The following is an 18,569-nucleotide window of genomic DNA, read 5'->3' on the forward strand; positions in this document are numbered from 1 at the left end:
ATCGGGCCGCGTCGGGGCCGGATCAGACCGACAGGGCGCTGTCGCTGCGCCGGTCGACGACGTTCAGGGGAAGGTCCTTCGGCGCGCGTTCGGCGCCGGCGCGCTTCACGTACCAGTGGTGCAGCCAGACCAGTGAGGACAGCAGGACGAAGGCCTGGTTCTCCTTGGTGCCGATGCGCTCGGGCGGGCTGTCGAAGACCCGGTTCACGAAGGCGCGGACGAAGCGCGGCTCCAGTACGCCGATGTCGTCGAGGGTGTCCTGGTCGAGGAGCAGGTCGCGGTGGTCCGGGCGGGACCGGACGAACGCGGCGCTGTCGGGCGCGCGGTAGGGGAACTTGCCCTTGGCGACGACGCGTTCGGGCAGGACGTCGGCGTAGGCGCGCTTGAGCAGGTACTTCTCGTCGAAGCCGTCGTCGAAGCGGAGGTTGACCGAGGCGGCCAGGCGGACCACCGCGGGGTCGAGGAAGGGGCAGCGGTTCTCCACCCCGTGGGCCAGCGCCATGCGTTCGCCCTGCGTCGACAGCAGGTAGCCGGCGAGGAGGGTGTGGTACTCCAGCCACTGCGCCTTCTGCACCGGGGTCAGTTCGCCGTAGCCGGGTTCCTCGGCGACGAGGCGCCGGACCGCGGCGAACGGGTCGCCGGGGTTCTTGAGCAGCCGGGCGGCGAAGCGGCCGTTCTGGAAGCGCATCTGGTGGGAGAACAGCCCGGGCAGGCGCTCCTCGGTGAACTGCTGGTAGAGGCCCAGCATGCGGCGGTGCCCGTCCTCGCCGTTGAAGTGCCGCAGGTAGGGGTGGAGCTGGCCCATGCGGCGCAGCCGGGTGGCCTCGTCCAGGTCGTTCCAGGAGGCGAGGAGCCGGGTGTCCTTGAAGATGCCGTAGCCGAGGAAGGCCTCGTCGGCGCCCTCGCCGCTGAGCACCACCTTGACGCCCTGCCGGCGGACCTCCTCGGCCAGCAGGTACATGGGGACGAAGGCGGTGCGGAAGGCGGGGACCTCCGCGTGCCGTACGGCCTCGGGGAAGGCGTCGACGACGTCGGTGTCGGACACGCGGACGGCCGTGTGCTCGGTGCCCAGGCGGTCGACGATCTCGGCCTGCTCGGCGGACTCGTCGAACTCGGCGTCCTCGAACTGCACGGAGAACGTGCGCAGCCGGCGGCCCGTGTGCCGGGCCGCGAGGTGGGCGACGATCGAGGAGTCGAGCCCGCCGGAGGCGTACACGCCGACCTCCACGTCGCTGCGCAGCCGTACGGCCACCGCGCGGTCGAGTTCGGCGCGCACGGCCTCGATCGCCTCGTCCTCGGTGGCGGGCCCCGGCTCTCCGCGGAGCTCCAGGCCCGCCCAGCGCCCCCGTTCGACGTGGTCGCCGCGCAGGGTCGCCCAGGAGCCGTTGGGGAGCTGCTCGATCCCCCGGTAGCCGCTCTGGTGGGGCAGCGGCGCCCAGGTCGCGAAGATCGACGCGAGCTGGTCGGGGTCGAAGGCGAACTCGAAGCCGGGGTAGGCGAGGAACGCCTTCATCTCGGAGGCGAACAGCCAGGCGCCGTCGTGCCGCGCCATGTAGAGGGGCCGCTTGCCGAAGCGGTCGCGGACCAGGTGCAGTTCACCGGTGACCGTGTCGTGGACGGCGAAGGCGAACGCGCCGTTGAACCGGGGCAGGCAGTCGCGGCCCCAGGCGATCCAGGCGTTGAGCACGACCTCGGTGTCCGACTCGGTGCGGAAGGCGAATCCGCGCCGCTTCAGCTCCTCGCGCAGCTCGATGTAGTTGTACAGCTCGCCGTTGTAGCAGAGCCAGTAGCGGCCGTCCGCGCTGCCGAGGGGCTGCGATCCGGTGGCGAGGTCGATGATGCTCAGCCGGACCGTCCCCATGGCCAGTCCGTCACCGAGGAAGCAGCTCGCCTCGTCGGGACCGCGGTGCTCGATCTGGGCGAGCATGCCGCGCATCACGTCGTCGTAGGACGGGGGCGGCAGCTGGCCGCCGTGGAAACCCGCGATCCCGCACATGCCGTCACCTGCTCCCGGCGGTGTTCCGGACCGCGGCGGTCACGAAGGCGGTGATGCTCGACAGGGAGACCATGACGTTGCTCAGCAGCTCCTCCTCGCCGAACTTCACGCCGTAGGTCTCCTCGACGTGGGTCATCAGCTCGATGTAGCCGAAGGAGTCGAGGATCCCGGCCTTGAACAGGTCGGTGTCCTCGGTGATCTCCTCGTCGAAGGCGAAGAGGAACCGGTCCTCCATGTAACGCTTCAGCTCGTCCTTGATCATTGCTTGCGCTGCCTTTCGGGCATGGGTGCGTCTCGCCGCGGCACGGCGGCCTGTGGGGTGTGCGGGCGTGAGGGAGGTGCGCGGGGTCGGGCGGGTTCCGGCCGGCGTCTCAGCGGCCGGCGTCGGCGCGCAGACCGGAGACCACGATCCGGGCCAGTCCGGCCCAGTGCTCCTTGATGAAGAAGTGGCCGCCCGGGAAGCGGTGCGTGGTCAGGGGGTAGCTGGTCTCGGCCTGCCACGCGCGGATGTCGTCCTCCGTGAACCACTCGTCGTACCCGGTGATCACGGTGACGGGTGTGTCGAGGGGCTCCCGCTCCTGGTGCGTGTACGAGCCCAGCGCCTCGAAGTCGGCGCGCAGGATGCGCTCGTAGAACCGCATGAGGTCCTGGTGGTCGAAGAGTTCCGGCGGGATGCCCCCCAGTTGCTTCAGGTGGTCCCAGAAGGCGTCGGTGGGCAGCCTCCAGGTGTCGCGCTCCCGGCTGGGCAGCGCGGGCGCGCACTCGCCGGACACGAACAGGTGCCGTGGCGCGGGCAGGCCCTCGTCCCGCAGCCGGCGGCACAGCAGGAACGCCAGCCGTGCGCCCAGGCTGTGCCCGTAGAGCGCGTACGGCCCGTCGAGGTGCTCGCGCCGGTCGCGGACCTGCCGGAACAGGTCGTCGGCGAGGGCACCGGCGTCCCGCAGCAGCGGCTCGGACATCCGCCTGCCGCGCCCGGGGCGTTCGAGGGTGACCACCTCGACGTCCGGGCAGTGCTCGGCGAGCCCGGCGTAGGCGCGCTCGTCGCCGCCCGCGTAGGCGACACAGACCAGCCGGGGGCGGCGCGCGGGCGCCTGCGGGGCGGGCCGCCGCGCGGTCCCGGCCGTGGCACCTGCCGCCTTGCCGGATCCGGGCTCCGTACCGGCCGCGTCGATCTGCTCCAGCATGCGGGTGAGGACCCGGCCGCCGCCGGCCTCACGGCAGTTCTCCGCCGGTGTCAGCCGCAGCAGGTGCCGGACGCTCTCCACCCAGCGCACCGGCCCGGCGATCTGGGCGCTCAGCACCTGCGCGATCTCGTCGTCGGCGTACGGCCGCGCCGTGAAGTTAGCGATCACCGTCGCGCGCAGCGGGGCGAACCGGTAACCCTTCAGGAACGCCCGGAACTCCGCGCGCGCCGGCTCCATGTACCGCGAGTGGAACGCGGCCGACACGCGCAGCCGGGAGGTGCGCACCCGCCGGTCGTCCAGCGACCGCCGGGCGCGTTCGATGTCCTCGACGGGCCCGGACAGCACGGTCTGCGTCGGTGTGTTGAGGTTCGCGACGTCGAGCCGCCCCAGGTCCTGCCCGGCCAGGAACTCCCGGAGCGCGGTCTCCGGCAGGCCGACCACCGCGAGCATGGCGCCGCCGCGCTCACGGGCCATCAGCTCGCCCCGCCGGGCGACCAGCCGCAGACCGGTCTCGAAGTCGAACGCACCCGCCGCGAGCAGGGCGTTGTACTCACCGAGGCTGTGCCCCAGGAAGTACTCGCCCACCGGCTCGCCGTCCTCCACGGAGGCCAGGTGGGACAGCGCGTTGACGACGTAGAGGGCGGGCTGGGTGTACCGCGTGTCGTCGAGCCTGCCGTCGGGGTCCTCCAGGCACAGGCGCGGCAGGTCGTAGCCGAGCACGTCACCGGCCAGGGAGACCAGTTCGGGGAAGCGGCCGAACAGGTCGGCACCCATTCCCCGGCGCTGGGAGCCCTGGCCCGGGAAGAGCACCGCACGACCCGGTCCGCTCGCGGTGGCGGGCCGGTTCACACCGGCTCCTGGAGACGACAGCGAATGCGTGTAGTGCACGTACCTGTCACTTCACACATCCTTCCGGTAAATCGAGAACGGGTGCCTTGCACACAGGCGCTTTGCACGCAGGCGCTTTGCACACAGGTACGTGCAACACAGGCACTTCCAACACAGGTGTAATGACCACGAGTGTGTTGACCACAGATGTGTCGACCGCGGGGATCAACGTCATGCCCGGATGCTAGGCGAGGCACCACTGGGGAATTCCCAAAAGATCGTCCGCGCCGGTGGGACTAGGGAATTCCCCAGAGGCCCCGCTCCCGTCCTCCGGTCGTCCCGCCTGCCGGACCACCGGTGCCCCCGGCGGCCGAACTCTGGGCTTTTCCCCAAGCCTTCGCCTTCCGGGCAGGTGACACGTTGATCGAGCGGATGCGCGGATGGCATAAAGCTCGGGGACCGGCCCCTTACTGTCACTGGTGGAGATGGTGGTAATGACGGACACACCTTTTCCTCGACCGGGCACACCGTGCGACCGCTGATGCGCCGGCTGCTGCCGCACGAGGTGGCGGTCGGTGAGGTACGCGGTGAGCTGACCGCGCCCCCGCTCTTTCCCGAGGAGGAGGCGGTGGTGGCGAGAGCGGTGGAGAAGCGGAGACGGGAGTTCGCCACCGGAAGGCGGTGCGCCCGGCTCGCCCTGGCCGCGCTGGGCCATGCGCCCGCTCCGCTGCTGCCGGGCACACGGGGTGCCCCCGGGTGGCCCGCCGGAGTCGTCGGCGCGATCTCCCACTGTGACGGCTACCGGGTGGCGGCCGTCGCCCGGGACACCGACCTGGCGGCGCTCGGCATCGACGCCGAGCCGGCCCTCCCTCCGCCCGGAGGCGTCCTCGAGGCGGTGTCCCTGCCGCAGGAGCGTGCGGCCCTGGACCGGCTGGCGCGGGAACAGCCCGCCGTGCCCTGGGGCCGGCTGCTCTTCAGCGCCAAGGAGTCGGTGTACAAGGCGTGGTTCCCGCTGGCCGGCCGGATGCTGGGGTTCGGGGACGCGCACCTGCGGCTGTCCTGGGAACCGGACCCGGCCGGCGGGGTGCGCGGCACCTTCACGGCCCGGCTGCTGGTGCCGTTGCCGCCCGCGGTCGCCGCGGTGACCGGCCCGGGCGGCGAACTGGCGGGCCGCTGGCTGGCCGACGACGGCCTGGTGCTGACCGCCGTGGCCGAACCCGCCCGCCGCCGGTCCCCCGCCCCCCGGACCGCTCCGGGCACGGCCGTGCCCGGATGAACCCCCGCCGCCCTGCCCGGCCCGCTCCCCTTCCACTCCCTCCGGCCGCTCCGACCGCTTCTCGGCCGACGGCTCCCACGAGCCGTCAGCGGGCCGCCGTACGGCCACACCCCGACCACCACGACACACCGGCACACCGGCACCCACCCACCGGGCACGACGATGCCCGACCACCATCAGCCTCGGAGAGCACACGATGAAGACACGCCTGTTCACCTCGGAGTCCGTGACCGAGGGCCACCCCGACAAGATCGCCGACCAGATCAGCGACACGATCCTCGACGCCCTGCTGAAGGAGGACCCGACCGCACGCGTGGCCGTCGAGACACTCGTCACCACCGGCCTGGTGCACGTGGCCGGCGAGGTGAGCACCACGGCCTACGCCCCGATCGCGGCGCTCGTCCGCGACAAGATCCTGGAGATCGGCTACGACTCGTCGAAGAAGGGCTTCGACGGCGCCTCCTGCGGCGTGTCGGTGGCCATCGGCTCCCAGTCGCCCGACATCGCCCAGGGCGTGGACAGCGCCTACGAGCGGCGCGTGGAGGGTGTCGACGGCGCGGAGGCCGACGAGCTCAGCGGCCAGGGCGCCGGCGACCAGGGCCTGATGTTCGGCTACGCCTCCGACGAGACCCCGCAGCTCATGCCGCTGCCCATCACCCTCGCGCACCGGCTGTCCAAGCGGCTGAGCGAGGTCCGCAAGGACGGCACCGTCCCCTACCTGCGCCCGGACGGCAAGACCCAGGTCACCGTCGAGTACCACGACAACCGGGCCGTCCGTCTGGACACCGTGGTGGTCTCCTCCCAGCACGCCTCGGACATCGACCTCGACTCGCTCCTCGCCCCCGACATCCGCCGGTTCGTGGTGGAACCGGTGATCGGCGCCTTGGCGGACGAGGGGATCGAGCTGGACACCGAGGGCTACCGCCTGCTGGTCAACCCCACCGGCCGCTTCGAGATCGGCGGCCCGATGGGCGACGCGGGCCTGACCGGCCGCAAGATCATCATCGACACGTACGGCGGCATGGCCCGGCACGGCGGCGGCGCCTTCTCCGGCAAGGACCCGTCCAAGGTCGACCGCTCGGCGGCGTACGCGATGCGCTGGGTCGCCAAGAACGTGGTGGCGGCGGGACTCGCCCGGCGGTGCGAGGTGCAGGTGGCGTACGCCATCGGCAAGGCCGAGCCGGTCGGTCTGTTCGTCGAGACCTTCGGCACCGCGGCGGTGGACCCGGAGCGCATCGAGCGGGCCGTCGCCGAGGTGTTCGACCTGCGCCCGGCCGCGATCATCCGCGACCTCGACCTGCTGCGTCCGATCTACGCGCAGACGGCGGCGTACGGCCACTTCGGCCGCGAGCTCCCCGACTTCACCTGGGAGCGCACCGACCGCGTGGACGCCCTCCGAGCGGCCGCGGGTCTCTGATCCGCGGCCCGTGACCCCGCGGGGCGCGTCACGGTGACCGGCCGGGGGACCGTGACGCGTCCCGGGGCACGGCATCCCACCCGCCCCTCTGTCTTCCGGACATGTCGCGACACAGACCTTGCCGCGCCGCTTTGAGTAACGTACTGACTACTGCGTGCGCTGATTGTGTCCGCAATCGATCGGAAGCGAGCGACATGGCGATGGTACGGAGGACGGGCGCCGTGACGGCGCCGATGGGCGGCGGGGCGTGTGCGCGGGCCGCGGAGCGCGTGTGATGCCGGCGCCCGAGGCCCGCACCGACACCGCCGCGCGACCGGCCGCGGAACCGCTCGTGTCGCCGGTCGGCTCGTACAACGAGTGGGACCCGCTGGAGGAGATCGTCGTCGGGCGTCTCGACGGCGCGACGATCCCCTCCAGGCATCCGGTCGTGGCCTGCAACATGCCACCGTGGGCGGCCCGCCTGCAGGGGCTCGCCGCCGGCACCAGGTATCCGCGGCTGCTGGTCGAGCGGGCCCGGCAGGAGCTCGATCGCTTCGTCGCCCTGCTGGAGTCCCTCGGCATCACGGTCAGGCGCCCGGACGCGGTGGACCACGGACGCCGCTTCGGCACGCCCGACTGGTCGTCCCGCGGCTTCTGCAACACGTGTCCGCGCGACAGCATGCTCGTCATCGGCGACGAGATCATCGAGACCCCGATGGCCTGGCCGTGCCGGTACTTCGAGACCCACTCCTACCGCTCGATCCTCAAGGACTACTTCCGGCGCGGCGCGCGCTGGACGGCGGCCCCCAAACCGCAGCTGACCGACGAACTGTTCGACGCCGGTTTCCGTGTCCCGAAGGCCGGCGAGCCCCTGCGCTACGTTCTCACCGAGTTCGAGCCGGTGTTCGACGCGGCGGATTTCGTACGGGCGGGGCGCGACCTCTTCGTCACCCGGAGCAACGTCACCAACGGGATGGGCATCGACTGGCTGCGCCGCCACCTCGGGCCGGGCTTCCGCATCCACGAGATCGCCAGCCGCTGCCGCACACCCATGCACATCGACACCACGTTCGTCCTGCTCGCCCCCGGCAAGGTGCTGGTCAACCCCGAGTACATCGATGTCGACCACCTGCCCGACGTGCTGAGCTCCTGGGACGTCCTGATCGCCCCCGAGCCCGACCCGATCGGCGAACGGCTGCTCAGGATCACCTCGATGTGCGGCAAGTGGCTCAGCATGAACGTGCTCATGGTCGACGAGAAGCGGGTGATCGCGGAGCGGCACCACACCGGCATGCTCCGCGCGCTGGAGAGCTGGGGCTTCGAGCCGATCCCGTGCGACCTGCTGCACTACGCGCCGTTCGGCGGCTCCTTCCACTGCGCGACCCTCGACGTCCGGCGCCGCGGCACGCTGGAGTCCTACTTCGACTGACGGTGCCGGCCTTCACACGCCCGCTTGACCTCCCGGTCGAGGCCCCCCGGTCGAGCGGCCGGTGCCCGGGGGCTCCCGCGAGCCCGCGGGCGGCGTCCGGCCGTGGACGCGCAACGGCCCGCAGCCGCAGCTCCGGCTCCTGCGGCGGGTCCGACGGCGACAGGCCGACGGCGACAGGCCGACGAGGACGGGCCGACGAGGACGGGCGCAGCGCTGCCACACGCACCGCCGCGCCCCGTTCGCCCCGCTCCCGGACCGCTCGACCGCCCGGCCGGCGCGGGCGGGTGCGGCAACTGTCCCTCAATTACGCGGAAACGCCTCCGAAACAGTTCCCTCGCAGGCTGTGAGCGCACTCCGGCGACCGGCCCGCACACGCCCCGGGACGGCTACGGCCCATGTGGGCAAGGAGGTTCCGCATGTCAGGTCTCGGCATCAGCAGGCGCGGCCTGCTGGCCGGCGCGTCGGCCCTCGGCGCGTCCGCCGCCCTCAGCGCGTGCGGCGCCAAGGTCGGCAGCGACACGTCGTCCTTCTCCGGCACGAAGGCGGACACCTCCGGCGACACGGTCAAGGTGGGGCTGCTCAACTCGCTCTCGGGCACCATGGCCATCAGCGAGGTCACGGTCCACAACTCGCTGCTGCTCGCCGTCGGGGAGGTCAACGCCGCGGGCGGGGTGCTGGGCAGGAAGCTGGAGCCGGTCAGCCAGGACGGCGCCTCCGACTGGCCGACGTTCGCCGAGAAGGCGGAGGCCCTCATCACGGACGACAGGGTCGTCGCCACCTTCGGCTGCTGGACCTCCGCCAGCCGCAAGGCCGTCAAGCCGGTCTTCGAACGGCACAGATCGCTGCTCTTCTACCCCGTGCAGTACGAGGGGCTGGAGCAGTCGCCGTACATCTTCTACGTCGGCGCCACCACCAACCAGCAGATCGTGCCCGCCCTCGACTATCTGAGGGAACGGGGCCTGACCAGGCTCTGCCTCGTCGGCAGCGACTACGTCTTCCCGCGCACCGCCAACAAGATCATCAAGGCGTACGCGAAGGCCAACGGCATGGAGGTGCTGGGCGAGGAGTACGCCCCGCTCGGCTCCACGGAGTTCAGCACGATCGTCAACAAGGTCAGGAACGCCGGCCCCGACGCCGTGTTCAACACCCTCAACGGCGACAGCAACGTGGCCTTCTTCAAGGAGTACAAGTCCGGTGGCCTGACGGCGGGGAGCATGCCGGTGCTGTCGGTGTCCATCGCGGAGGAGGAGGTGAAGAGCATCGGCACGCAGTACCTCGAGGGCCAGCTGACCGCCTGGAACTACTACCAGACCACCCCGGGCGCGGCCAACGCCGCGTTCGTGAAGGCGTACCGGGCCGCGTACGGCGCGGACAAGCCGACCAGCGACCCGATGGAGGCCGCCTACCTCTCCGTCCACCTGTGGGCGGCGATGGTCGAGAAGGCGGGCTCGTTCGACGCCGCCGCGGTCAGGGCGGCCTCCGACGGCGTCGCGTTCGACGCGCCCGAGGGCAGGGTCACCGTCGACGGCGCGAGCCAGCACGTGTACAAGACGGCCCGGATCGGCAAGGTCGGCGCGGACGGCCTCATCGAGGAGGTCTGGAACTCGGGCGGCCCGGTCAGGCCGGACCCGTTCCTGAAGGACTACACCTGGGCCTCCGGCCTCTCCTGACCAGGCCGTCCCGCCGCCCGCACCTGTCGTCCCCGACCCGGAGCCGCTCCATGACGGTCATCCTCAACCAGTCCTTCACCGGCATCAGCATCGGCGCCGTCCTCCTGCTCATCGCGCTCGGCCTGACCCTCACCTTCGGTCAGATGGGCGTGATCAACATGGCGCACGGCGAGTTCATCATGACCGGCGCCTACACCACGTACGTGCTGCAGCAGGCCGTCGGCGGCGCCGGTGTCCCCCTGCTCCTCGCCCTGCCGCTGGCCTTCCTGGTCGCCGGGGGCCTGGGCGCGCTGCTCGAGTGGCTGCTGATCCGGCGCCTGTACACCCGGCCGCTGGACACGCTGCTGGTCACCTGGGGCGTCGCCCTGATGCTCCAGCAGCTGGCCCGTGACCTCTTCGGCGCCCCCAACGTGCACACCACCGCGCCGGACACGCTGACCGGGAACGTCTCGGTCGCGGGCGTCGTCCTCACCACCAACCGGCTGTTCATCCTCGGCCTCGCCCTGGCCTGCGTCCTCGGGCTCACCCTGATGCTGCGGCTGACACCGCTCGGCCGCCGCGTCCGGGCCGTCGTGCAGAACCGCGAGCTGGCCGAGGTGTCCGGCATCGCCACCGGCCGCGTCGACCGCACGGCCTTCTTCATCGGCTCGGGCCTCGCGGGCGTCGCCGGCGTCGCGCTCACCCTGGTCGGCCCGATCGGCCCGACGATGGGCACCAACTACATCGTCGACGCCTTCCTCGTGGTCGTCGCCGGCGGCATCGGCCGGCTCAGGGGCGCCGTCGTCACGGCCTTCGCGCTGGGCGTGCTCCAGGCGGTGCTGGAGTACTCGACGACGACCAGCGTGGCCAAGGTCGTCGTGCTCGTGGCCGTCGTCGCCTTCCTCCAGTGGCGCCCCCAGGGCCTGTACACACTGCGTACCCGGAGCCTCGTATGACGACCACCGCCCCGCCCCCGGCCCCGACGCCCGCCGTCGCCACGCCGCCGCCGTCCCCGTCGGCCCGCTTCCGCGTGCCCGGCGCGTTCCTCCTCGGCGCCGTCCTGCTGTTCGGCGTCGCCCCGCTCGTCCTGTCCGACTTCCGCATCAGCCTCCTCGCGAAGTACCTGTGCTACGCGATCGTGGCGGTCGGGGTGAGCCTCGCCTGGGGCCGGGGCGGCCTGCTCGTCCTCGGCCAGGGCGTCTTCTTCGGGCTCGGCGGCTACGCCATGGCCATGCACCTCAAGCTCGCCGACGCCGCCGCGGCCGGCGAGACGCTGCCCGACTTCATGCTGCTGTACGGCTCGGGCGACGCCCTGCCCTGGTGGTGGCGGCCCTTCGCGAACCCGGTGTTCGCGCTCGCCGCGACCGTGCTGCTGCCCATGGCGGTCGCCGCGCTGCTCGGCTACTTCGTCTTCCGGCGGCGCGTCAGGGGCGCCTACTTCGCGATCCTCAGCCAGGCCCTCGCCGCCGCCCTGTCCATCTGGCTGGTCGGCCAGCAGACCACCACCGGCGGCACCAACGGCCTCACCGACATCCGTGGCTTCTTCGGCTACGACCTGAGCGACCCGGTCAACCAGCGGACGGTGTACTTCGTCGTCGCCGGCGTCCTCCTGCTGCTGATGGCCGCCGCCCGTCAGCTGTTCGTCAGCCGTTACGGCGAACTCCTGGTCGCCGTCCGGGACGCCGAGGAGCGGGTGCGCTTCCTCGGCTACGACCCGGCGGCCGTCAAGCTCGTCGCGTACGTCGTCGCGGCCGGCACGGCGGGGCTGGCGGGCGCCCTGTTCGTCCCGGCGGTCGGCATCATCTCCCCGGCGCTGATCGGGATCGTGCCGTCCATCGGCTTCGTCATCGGCGCGGCGGTCGGCGGCCGGGCCAGCCTGGTGGGCGCGGTGCTCGGCGCGGTCGCCGTGGCCTGGGCGCAGAGCTCGCTCTCCGACGCCTTCCCGGCCGCGTGGACGTACCTCCAGGGGCTGCTGTTCGTCGTGGCGGTGGGTTTCCTGCCCGGTGGACTGGCCTCCGTGGTGACCGCCCTGCGCGCACGCCGTACCCGTACGGCCCCGGCCCCGGCCCCGACGAAGGGAGAGACGGCATGAGCGGCGCCGGACTGACCGTCCGCGACCTGCGGGTGACGTTCGACGGCTTCCGGGCCGTCGACGGTGTGGACCTCGACGTTCCCCCCGGTGACCTGCGCTTCCTCATCGGCCCGAACGGCGCCGGCAAGACCACCCTGGTCGACGCGGTCACCGGCCTGGTGAGGGCCACCGGGTCGGTCCGCTTCGCGGGCGAGGAGCTGCTGGGCAGGCCCGTGCACCGGATCGCCCGCCGGGGCATCGGCCGTACGTTCCAGACGGCCACGGTCTTCGAGCAGTTGACCGTCCTGCAGAACCTCGACATCGCCGCGGGCGCCGGGCGCGGACCGCTCACCCTGCTCCGCCGCCGCAGGGGGGTGCCCGAGGCGGTGGCACATGCCCTGGAGACCATCGGTCTCGCCGGTCTGCGGGACCGCCCGGCGGGTGTGCTGGCCCACGGCCAGAAGCAGTGGCTGGAGATCGGCATGCTGCTCGTCCAGGACGTGCGGCTGCTGCTGCTCGACGAGCCGGTCGCCGGGATGAGCCACGACGAGCGCGAGGCCACCGGCGAGCTGCTGCGGCGGGTCGGCGAGGACCGTACGGTCGTCGTCATCGAGCACGACATGGACTTCATGCGCTCCTACGCCCGCAGCGTCAGCGTCCTGCACGCCGGCAAGGTGCTCAAGCAGGGCACGGTCGCGGAGGTCCAGGCCGACGCCAGGGTGCAGGAGGTCTATCTGGGCCGGGCGGCCGCGCCCGAGCCGGTGGCCGTACCCGTCGCCGAGGAGGCGTGACACGCATGCTGGAGATCGCCGCCGTACGGGCCGGTTACGACCGCACGACCGTGCTGCACGGGGTGACCGTCGCCGTGCCCGAGGACGGCGTCGCGGCCGTCCTCGGGCACAACGGTGCGGGCAAGAGCACCCTGTTGCGGACCGCCATGGGGCTGATCCGGCCGATGGCCGGGAGCGTCCTGCTGGACGGCGAGGACATCACGCGTCTGGCTCCGCACCAGCGGGTGGCCAGGGGCATGGCGTACGTGCCGCAGGGCCAGCAGGCGTTCCCGCACCTGACCACCGCGGAGAACCTCCGGCTCGTCGCCGACGGCCGCACCGGCGGCAGGGCGGCCGTCGCCGAGGCCCTGGACCTGTTCCCGGTCCTGCGCGAGCTGTCCGGCCGCCGGGCCGGCCTCCTCTCCGGCGGCCAGCGGCAGCAACTCGCCATCGCCCGGGCCCTGGTCACCCGCCCGAGGCTGCTGCTGCTCGACGAGCCGACCGAGGGCATCCAGCCCTCCGTCGTCGCGGAGATCGAGGAGACGGTCCTCGCCCTGACCCGGCGCGGCGGCCTGTCCGTCCTCCTCGTCGAACAGCACGTCGGCTTCGCCCTGCGGGCCGCGCAGCACTACTACGTCCTGGAGACGGGCCGGGTGACCTCCTCCGGCGAGGGCGGGGGCGACGCCGAGCAGACCGTACGGACGGCGCTCAGCGTGTGAGCGGGGCGGCTCCGCCGGGGTGACCGGCGAGTACCGTCCGGTACTCGCCGGGCGGCGGACGACGGGCCGTGGGGTGCGACCGGGGCCGGTCAGGGCCTTGCGCGCGCGAACGCCGGCACCGGACACGGACACCGGACCCCGACCGCGCCCGCGGTCACCCGGACGCCCACCGGACGCCCGGGTCGTGTGCGAGAGGAGCGGGACCTGGCCGTGCTACCCGTCGTCCCCGCCGCCGCGCGTCGCGCGGACGCGTGGCGCGCGGACGCGTGGCGCGCGACGCACCAGCTCGCCCGCCGTCAGCGTCGCGAAGGACACGGCACGGACCCAGCGCGGGCCGCCCCGGCTCGCCCACACCACGCAGACGCATCCCCCGGCGACGGCTGCGAGCACAACGGACAGGACGACCACGATCATGCTTCTTCCCCCTCCTCGGTCACGGTCCGCGCCATCCTCTCAGCCCGCCGGGCCGCACCGGACGCCCGCCATCCGTCGAGCGCCGTTCAGCTCGGCGTCCCGGTGTGGTCATGGACCTTCACGACAGTTCGCTGCAGCCTCTTCGTCCCACGCGATCCCAGGAGCAGCCATGAGTGCGGCACAGCCCCATCACCCCGACAGACGCCGGCTGCTGCGGGCCGCCGTGGCCGTCCCGGCCGCCGGTACGGTCACCGCCTCCGCCCTCGCCGCCGGTGCCGCGCCCGCGCGGGCCGCCGGCGCGTCGTCCCGGCCGGGCCGTTTCGACGCCGGCTCGCCGCGCTTCGCGCTCGCGGTGCTGCCGGACACGCAGTACCTGTTCGACGCCGACAGCGCCGACCCGGAGCCGCTGCGGGCGACGTTCGAGTACCTCGTGCACCAGCGCGAGGAGGCCAACGTCGCCTTCATGACGCACCTCGGCGACATCACCGAGCACGGGACGAAGGACGAGATCGAGCTGGCCGCCGACACCTTCGGCCTGCTCGACGGCCGGGTCCCCTACAGCGTGCTGGCCGGCAACCACGACATCGCCTCCGGCGACGACCAGCGCGGCGACAGCCCGTACCTCGACTCCTTCGGCCCGCGCCGGTTCCGCTCCGCCGGCACCTTCGGCGGTGCCTCCCCCGACGGCTACAACAGCTACCACCTGCTGCGCGCGGCGGGCCGTGAGTGGCTGGTCCTCGCGCTGGACTGGCGGGTGTCCGACGCGGGCCTGCGCTGGGCGCAGGGCGTGCTCGACGCCCACCCCACCGTGCCCGCCGTCCTCACCACCCACGACCTGGTGTGGGCCGAGGACGACGGCACCGCGCACCTGTCGGACAACGGCACGCGCCTGTGGGACGGGCTCGTCCGCGGCAACGACCAGATCTTCCTGGCGCTCGGCGGGCACTACTGGCCGCCCGGCCGCACCGTGCTGACCAACGACGCCGGGAACGACGTCCACCTGCACATCACCAACTACCAGGACCGCTACTACGGCGGCGCCGGCATGATCCGCCTCTACCACTTCGACCTCGTCCGGAACGTCATCGACGTCGAGACCTTCTCCCCCTGGTTCCTCTCCCGCGACGCGGACGACCGGACACCGCTGGAGGCGGAGACCGTCGAACTGACCGGCCCCGTCGACCGGTTCAGCCTCGCCGTCGACTTCGCGGACCGGTTCCGCGGCTTCTCCCCCGCCGTACCGCCGAAGCCGCGCCCCGCCGCGGCCGTGATGCCGCGCGGCACGGTCGCGTACTGGCGGTTCGACGCCTCCGGCGCCACCATGCCCGCGGCCGGCGCACCGGTGCCGGACGGCACCGTCGTCCGCGACCTGTCCGGCAACGGCAACGACCTCACCGTCGGCCGTGTCGGCGCCGGCGACCGGCAGGCGCTCACCTTCTCCGCCGACCACCACCCCGGCCAGCCCGCGCACGCCAGCCTCCGCTTCGACGGCGGCAAGAACCCCGACCGCGGCGCCATTCTCACCACGGGCCCGCGCGCGCCGCTGAACAGCGAGAAGTTCCTGCGCGGCTACACCATCGAGACGTACATCAAGCTGCCCGAGCCGTTCGAGGGCGACCACGCCTGGATGGGCGTCTTCAGCTGGCAGGGCCGCAACCGGGACGCAGGCAAGACCACCGGCTGGTCCCCGCTGGAACCGACGTGCAGCCTCAACGTGTCCTCGGAGCGCTTCCTGCAGTACGTCGTCTATCCCGAGCGGCAGGACGCCGATCCCACCTCCTGGAGCCACGCCCTGCCGGTGGGCCGCTGGACGCACGTCGCCGTGGTCAACGACGGCCGCCGCACCGTCGTGTACGTCGACGGCTCGAGGATCGCCCGCAACCCCACCCAGCGGTCGACCGGCATCGCCACGCTCGGCAAGCCGTTCACGCTCGGCGCCACCCAGTTCGACGAGCGGTTCGGACAGGGCTTCTACGGCTGGCTCGGCGACACCCGGATCGTGGACCGCGCGCTGTCCCCGAAGCATTTCCTGACCCCGTTCGACTGACCCGGCGGCCCTCGGTTGACATGACGCGAGCTGCTCGGTTTACTCCCTGCTGCGTCAGGACCGAGCACCAGACGCCAGAGGTACGCCCAGCCGGTAGCGCGGTCCACGCACCGCAAGTCCGGACACAGTCGCCAGGACGGCCGCACCGACGCGGTGTCCGAGGCGGGGTCGTGCCCTCACCCCACGGAGCTCACTCATGCACCACACCCAGCACGCCCGTGCCCGCAGGCCCGTCGCCTTCGTGGCGACGGCCTCGGCCACCGCGGTCGTCGGCGCCCTGCTCGTCGCCTGCGGTCCGAGCGCGAGCGCGGCGCCCACCGCCACCGTCGAACCGCCGCCGGCCGGCGCCGTCTTCGACTACCAGATCGGCGCGCCCTACACCCCGGCGTCCGACGTCGAGGTCGTCACCCGCGACCACACCGCGGACCCGGCGGACGGCCTGTACAACATCTGTTACGTCAACGCCTTCCAGGCCCAGCCGGGAGCCGAGAAGGAGTGGGGCGACCTGCTGCTGAGAGACGGGAACGGCGACGTCGTCTACGACGACGACTGGGGCGAGGCGATCCTCGACATCCGCACCGAGGACCGGCGGAAGAGCATCGCCGCCAAGGTCAACGCCATGATCGACACCTGCGCCGACAAGGGCTACGACGCCGTCGAACCCGACAACCTCGACACCTTCACCCGCTTCGGCGACCTGCTCGGCGAGGACGACGCCAAGGCGTTCGTCCGGCTGCTCTCCGAGCACGCCCACGACCGGGGCCTGGCGATCGGGCAGAAGAACACCCCCGCCTTCTCCACCGCGCGCGACGAGACCGGCCTCGACTTCGCCGTCGCCGAGGAGTGCGGCGAGTGGGACGAGTGCGGCGACTACACCGAGGGCTTCGGCGACGACGTCATCGTGATCGAGTACCGGAAGGACGCCTTCGACAAGACGTGCTCGGAGTTCGGCGACCGCCTCGCCGTCGTCCTGCGCGACCTGGACGTCACCGCACCCGGCGACGACGCGTACGTGCGCGAGGCCTGCTGACCCGGCCCCTCCGGCCCGCGTGGACATGAGGTCCGCGCGGGCCGTCGTGCGCACCGGTCAGCGGCTGTCGAAGCGGGCGCGGTCGGTGAGCAGGCCGCTGAGGTCGTGACCGGTGCGCATCTCCTCCGGCTCCGCGCCGCGCCGGAAGACCACGCCGCCGGCCGGGGTGCCGCCCGGCGTCAGCCGGTCGCCGTCCCGGCGCAGCCGGGCGCCCCCGCGCAGCGCCACCGCCGGTCTGCTCGTCTCCTCCACGCGCCGGACCGGTTCCGCGGACGCGGTCAGCCGTCGAGTGGGTGCCCGCGGGGCGCCGTGCGGGTTAGGTTGGTTGCCTCGCCCGGGGGAGGCGGTGATGGACGATCACTTGGCGTCCCGGACCCTGCGCTTCGAGGTGCTCGGCCCGCTGCGGGTGTGGCGGAACGGGACGCAGCTGGACATCGGACCGGTGCAGCGGCAGGTGCTGCTGGCGACGCTGCTGCTGCACGCGGACCGGCCTGTGCCGCAGGAGGAGCTCGTCGACGTGCTGTGGGGGTCGGTGGCTCCGGAACACGCGGTGGACCTGGTGCGGCGGCATGTCCTCGGACTGCTCCGGGCACTGGAGCCCGGCCGGCCGGCCGACGCCCCGTCCCGCCTGCTGAGCCGGACCGGGACCGCGTACACGCTGACGGTTCCGCCCGGCCGGCTGGACGTGACCAGGTACGCCGAGCGGGTCGAGCGGGGGCGGGCGGCCCGGGCCGCCGGCGATCTGCCCACGGCGGCCGGGGCACTGCACGGGGCGCTCGGGCTGTGGCGGGGCCCGTTCTGCGAGGGGCTCTCCGGTCCGCTGCTGGACCGCGAGCGGGAACGGTTGACGGAGCACCGGCTGGACGTGCTGGAGGAGCGCGTCGCAGTCGATCTGGCACTGGGCCGGCACGCGGACGTGGTGGCCGAGCTGGCCGGCCTGGTGCGCGAACACCCCTCGCGGAAGAGGCTGCGCGCCCAGTGGACGCTGGCCCTCCGGCGGTCGGGACGGCGGGCCGGGACGCCGGCCACGTACGAGGGGGTCGGGAGGCCGCCGTACGAGGAGCCGGGCGGCGCGCCCGGCCCCGCGCCCCGGCGCCCGGAACGAGCCGTACCCACCGACGGCCCCGCCCCCGCGGCGGACACCGGTCCGGCGCCCCCGCCCGTGCCGTTCCTGCTGCCCGGTGACGTGGCCGCATTCACGGGCCGCGAACGGCAGTTGGCATGGCTGGACCGGCTGACGGCCGCGGACACGGCGTCCACGGCGGCGCCGATCTGCCTGATCTCCGGTGCCCCGGGGGTGGGCAAGACCGCGCTGGCCGTGCACTGGGCCCACCGGGCCCGCCCGGCCTTCCCCGACGGGCAGCTGTACCTGAACCTGCGCGGCTACGACCCCGAGCAGCCGATGCCCGCGGGGGACGCGCTGGCCCGCCTGCTGACCGCGCTCGGCCTGCCCGGGAAGGACATCCCCCTGAAGGAGGCGGACCGGGCGGCCCGGTACCGCAGTGAACTGGCCGGCCGGCATGTGCTGGTCGTCCTGGACAACGCGGCCACCGCGGAACAGGTCCGGCCGCTGCTGCCCGGCACCCCCACCTGCCTGACCGTGGTCACCAGCCGCGACGCCCTGCCCGGCCTGGTCGCCCTGGACGGCGCCCACCGCCTCGTCCTCGGCCTGCTGCCCACCGGGGACACGCACGCCCTGCTGCGCCGGCTGATCGGCCCCCGGGTACGGGCCGAACCGCAGGCCGCCGCCACCCTGGCCA

General features: G+C 72.8%; 16 protein-coding genes. 11 read left to right on the plus strand and 5 right to left on the minus strand.

The window, feature by feature from the left end:
* Positions 1-22: 22 nt before the first annotated feature.
* From asnB to IEZ04_RS21885, 3 genes are all read right to left on the minus strand, one after another.
* A complete protein-coding gene (asnB, locus tag IEZ04_RS21875; protein ID WP_189218627.1) occupies positions 23-1,996 on the minus strand; it encodes an asparagine synthase (glutamine-hydrolyzing) in 1,974 nt (657 codons plus the stop codon).
* A 4-nt stretch (positions 1,997-2,000) separates the two neighbouring features.
* Positions 2,001-2,258 (minus strand): acyl carrier protein, encoded by a 258-nt coding sequence (locus IEZ04_RS21880; RefSeq protein WP_229821174.1) that lies wholly within the window; start codon positions 2,256-2,258, stop codon positions 2,001-2,003.
* Positions 2,259-2,367: 109 nt separating this feature from the next.
* Entirely contained in the window at positions 2,368-4,029 is a 1,662-nt protein-coding gene (locus tag IEZ04_RS21885) for an alpha/beta fold hydrolase (protein WP_189218628.1), read from the minus strand.
* 517 nt (positions 4,030-4,546) lie between these two features.
* Here IEZ04_RS21885 and IEZ04_RS21890 point away from each other — a divergent pair.
* The 8 genes from IEZ04_RS21890 to urtE all read left to right on the plus strand — a co-directional run bounded on the left by IEZ04_RS21890 (position 4,547) and on the right by urtE (position 13,318).
* On the plus strand, positions 4,547-5,284 hold the full coding sequence (locus tag IEZ04_RS21890) for a 4'-phosphopantetheinyl transferase family protein (RefSeq protein WP_373296342.1): 738 nt from the start codon (positions 4,547-4,549) through the stop codon (positions 5,282-5,284).
* 196 nt (positions 5,285-5,480) lie between these two features.
* Positions 5,481-6,701 (plus strand): methionine adenosyltransferase, encoded by a 1,221-nt coding sequence (gene metK, locus IEZ04_RS21895; RefSeq protein WP_189218629.1) that lies wholly within the window; start codon positions 5,481-5,483, stop codon positions 6,699-6,701.
* A gap of 274 nt (positions 6,702-6,975) precedes the next feature.
* Positions 6,976-8,109, plus strand: a complete 1,134-nt coding sequence (locus IEZ04_RS21900) for an amidinotransferase (protein ID WP_189218630.1) — start codon at positions 6,976-6,978, stop codon at positions 8,107-8,109.
* A 416-nt stretch (positions 8,110-8,525) separates the two neighbouring features.
* The gene (urtA, locus tag IEZ04_RS21905) at positions 8,526-9,779 is read left to right on the plus strand and encodes an urea ABC transporter substrate-binding protein (protein WP_189218631.1); all 1,254 of its coding nucleotides are present in this window, start codon (positions 8,526-8,528) and stop codon (positions 9,777-9,779) included.
* 50 nt (positions 9,780-9,829) lie between these two features.
* Positions 9,830-10,714 carry an urea ABC transporter permease subunit UrtB gene (gene urtB, locus IEZ04_RS21910; RefSeq protein ID WP_189218632.1) on the plus strand — a complete coding sequence of 295 codons (885 nt, stop codon included), beginning with the start codon at positions 9,830-9,832 and terminating at the stop codon, positions 10,712-10,714.
* Positions 10,711-11,850, plus strand: coding sequence for an urea ABC transporter permease subunit UrtC (urtC, locus tag IEZ04_RS21915; protein ID WP_189218633.1), 1,140 nt, complete (start codon positions 10,711-10,713; stop codon positions 11,848-11,850). The genes urtB and urtC overlap by 4 nt, the downstream gene beginning before the upstream one ends.
* On the plus strand, positions 11,847-12,620 hold the full coding sequence (gene urtD / locus IEZ04_RS21920) for an urea ABC transporter ATP-binding protein UrtD (protein WP_189218634.1): 774 nt from the start codon (positions 11,847-11,849) through the stop codon (positions 12,618-12,620). The genes urtC and urtD overlap by 4 nt, the downstream gene beginning before the upstream one ends.
* Before the next feature lie 5 nt (positions 12,621-12,625).
* Entirely contained in the window at positions 12,626-13,318 is a 693-nt protein-coding gene (gene urtE, locus IEZ04_RS21925) for an urea ABC transporter ATP-binding subunit UrtE (protein WP_189218661.1), read from the plus strand.
* Between the two features lie 213 nt (positions 13,319-13,531).
* On the opposite strand, the gene IEZ04_RS21930 is transcribed toward urtE, so the two are convergent.
* Positions 13,532-13,732 carry a hypothetical protein gene (locus IEZ04_RS21930; RefSeq protein WP_189218635.1) on the minus strand — a complete coding sequence of 67 codons (201 nt, stop codon included), beginning with the start codon at positions 13,730-13,732 and terminating at the stop codon, positions 13,532-13,534.
* A 169-nt stretch (positions 13,733-13,901) separates the two neighbouring features.
* Between IEZ04_RS21930 and IEZ04_RS21935 the strand changes: the two genes are divergently transcribed.
* On the plus strand, positions 13,902-15,779 hold the full coding sequence (locus tag IEZ04_RS21935) for a LamG-like jellyroll fold domain-containing protein (protein ID WP_189218636.1): 1,878 nt from the start codon (positions 13,902-13,904) through the stop codon (positions 15,777-15,779).
* Positions 15,780-15,975: 196 nt separating this feature from the next.
* Entirely contained in the window at positions 15,976-16,809 is an 834-nt protein-coding gene (locus IEZ04_RS21940) for an endo alpha-1,4 polygalactosaminidase (protein WP_189218637.1), read from the plus strand.
* Between the two features lie 57 nt (positions 16,810-16,866).
* Here the strand turns inward: IEZ04_RS21940 and IEZ04_RS21945 are convergent, their stop codons facing one another.
* A complete protein-coding gene (locus IEZ04_RS21945) occupies positions 16,867-17,061 on the minus strand; it encodes a type 1 glutamine amidotransferase family protein (protein ID WP_189218638.1) in 195 nt (64 codons plus the stop codon).
* A gap of 97 nt (positions 17,062-17,158) precedes the next feature.
* Between IEZ04_RS21945 and IEZ04_RS21950 the strand changes: the two genes are divergently transcribed.
* On the plus strand, positions 17,159-18,569 hold a 1,411-nt coding region (locus tag IEZ04_RS21950), incomplete at its 3' end, for an AfsR/SARP family transcriptional regulator (RefSeq protein WP_189218639.1).

The sequence above is a fragment of the Streptomyces ruber genome (assembly GCF_014648075.1).
GTDB lineage: Bacteria > Actinomycetota > Actinomycetes > Streptomycetales > Streptomycetaceae > Streptomyces > Streptomyces ruber.

Coding starts and splice junctions, on each gene's coding strand:
- asnB (WP_189218627.1), bottom strand. CDS start 1,996: ATGTGCGGGATCGCGGGTTTCCACGGCGGCCAGCTGCCGCCCCCGTCC.
- IEZ04_RS21880 (WP_229821174.1), bottom strand. CDS start 2,258: ATGATCAAGGACGAGCTGAAGCGTTACATGGAGGACCGGTTCCTCTTC.
- metK (WP_189218629.1), top strand. CDS start 5,481: ATGAAGACACGCCTGTTCACCTCGGAGTCCGTGACCGAGGGCCACCCC.
- IEZ04_RS21900 (WP_189218630.1), top strand. CDS start 6,976: ATGCCGGCGCCCGAGGCCCGCACCGACACCGCCGCGCGACCGGCCGCG.
- urtA (WP_189218631.1), top strand. CDS start 8,526: ATGTCAGGTCTCGGCATCAGCAGGCGCGGCCTGCTGGCCGGCGCGTCG.
- urtB (WP_189218632.1), top strand. CDS start 9,830: ATGACGGTCATCCTCAACCAGTCCTTCACCGGCATCAGCATCGGCGCC.
- urtC (WP_189218633.1), top strand. CDS start 10,711: ATGACGACCACCGCCCCGCCCCCGGCCCCGACGCCCGCCGTCGCCACG.
- urtD (WP_189218634.1), top strand. CDS start 11,847: ATGAGCGGCGCCGGACTGACCGTCCGCGACCTGCGGGTGACGTTCGAC.
- urtE (WP_189218661.1), top strand. CDS start 12,626: ATGCTGGAGATCGCCGCCGTACGGGCCGGTTACGACCGCACGACCGTG.
- IEZ04_RS21930 (WP_189218635.1), bottom strand. CDS start 13,732: ATGATCGTGGTCGTCCTGTCCGTTGTGCTCGCAGCCGTCGCCGGGGGA.
- IEZ04_RS21935 (WP_189218636.1), top strand. CDS start 13,902: ATGAGTGCGGCACAGCCCCATCACCCCGACAGACGCCGGCTGCTGCGG.
- IEZ04_RS21940 (WP_189218637.1), top strand. CDS start 15,976: ATGCACCACACCCAGCACGCCCGTGCCCGCAGGCCCGTCGCCTTCGTG.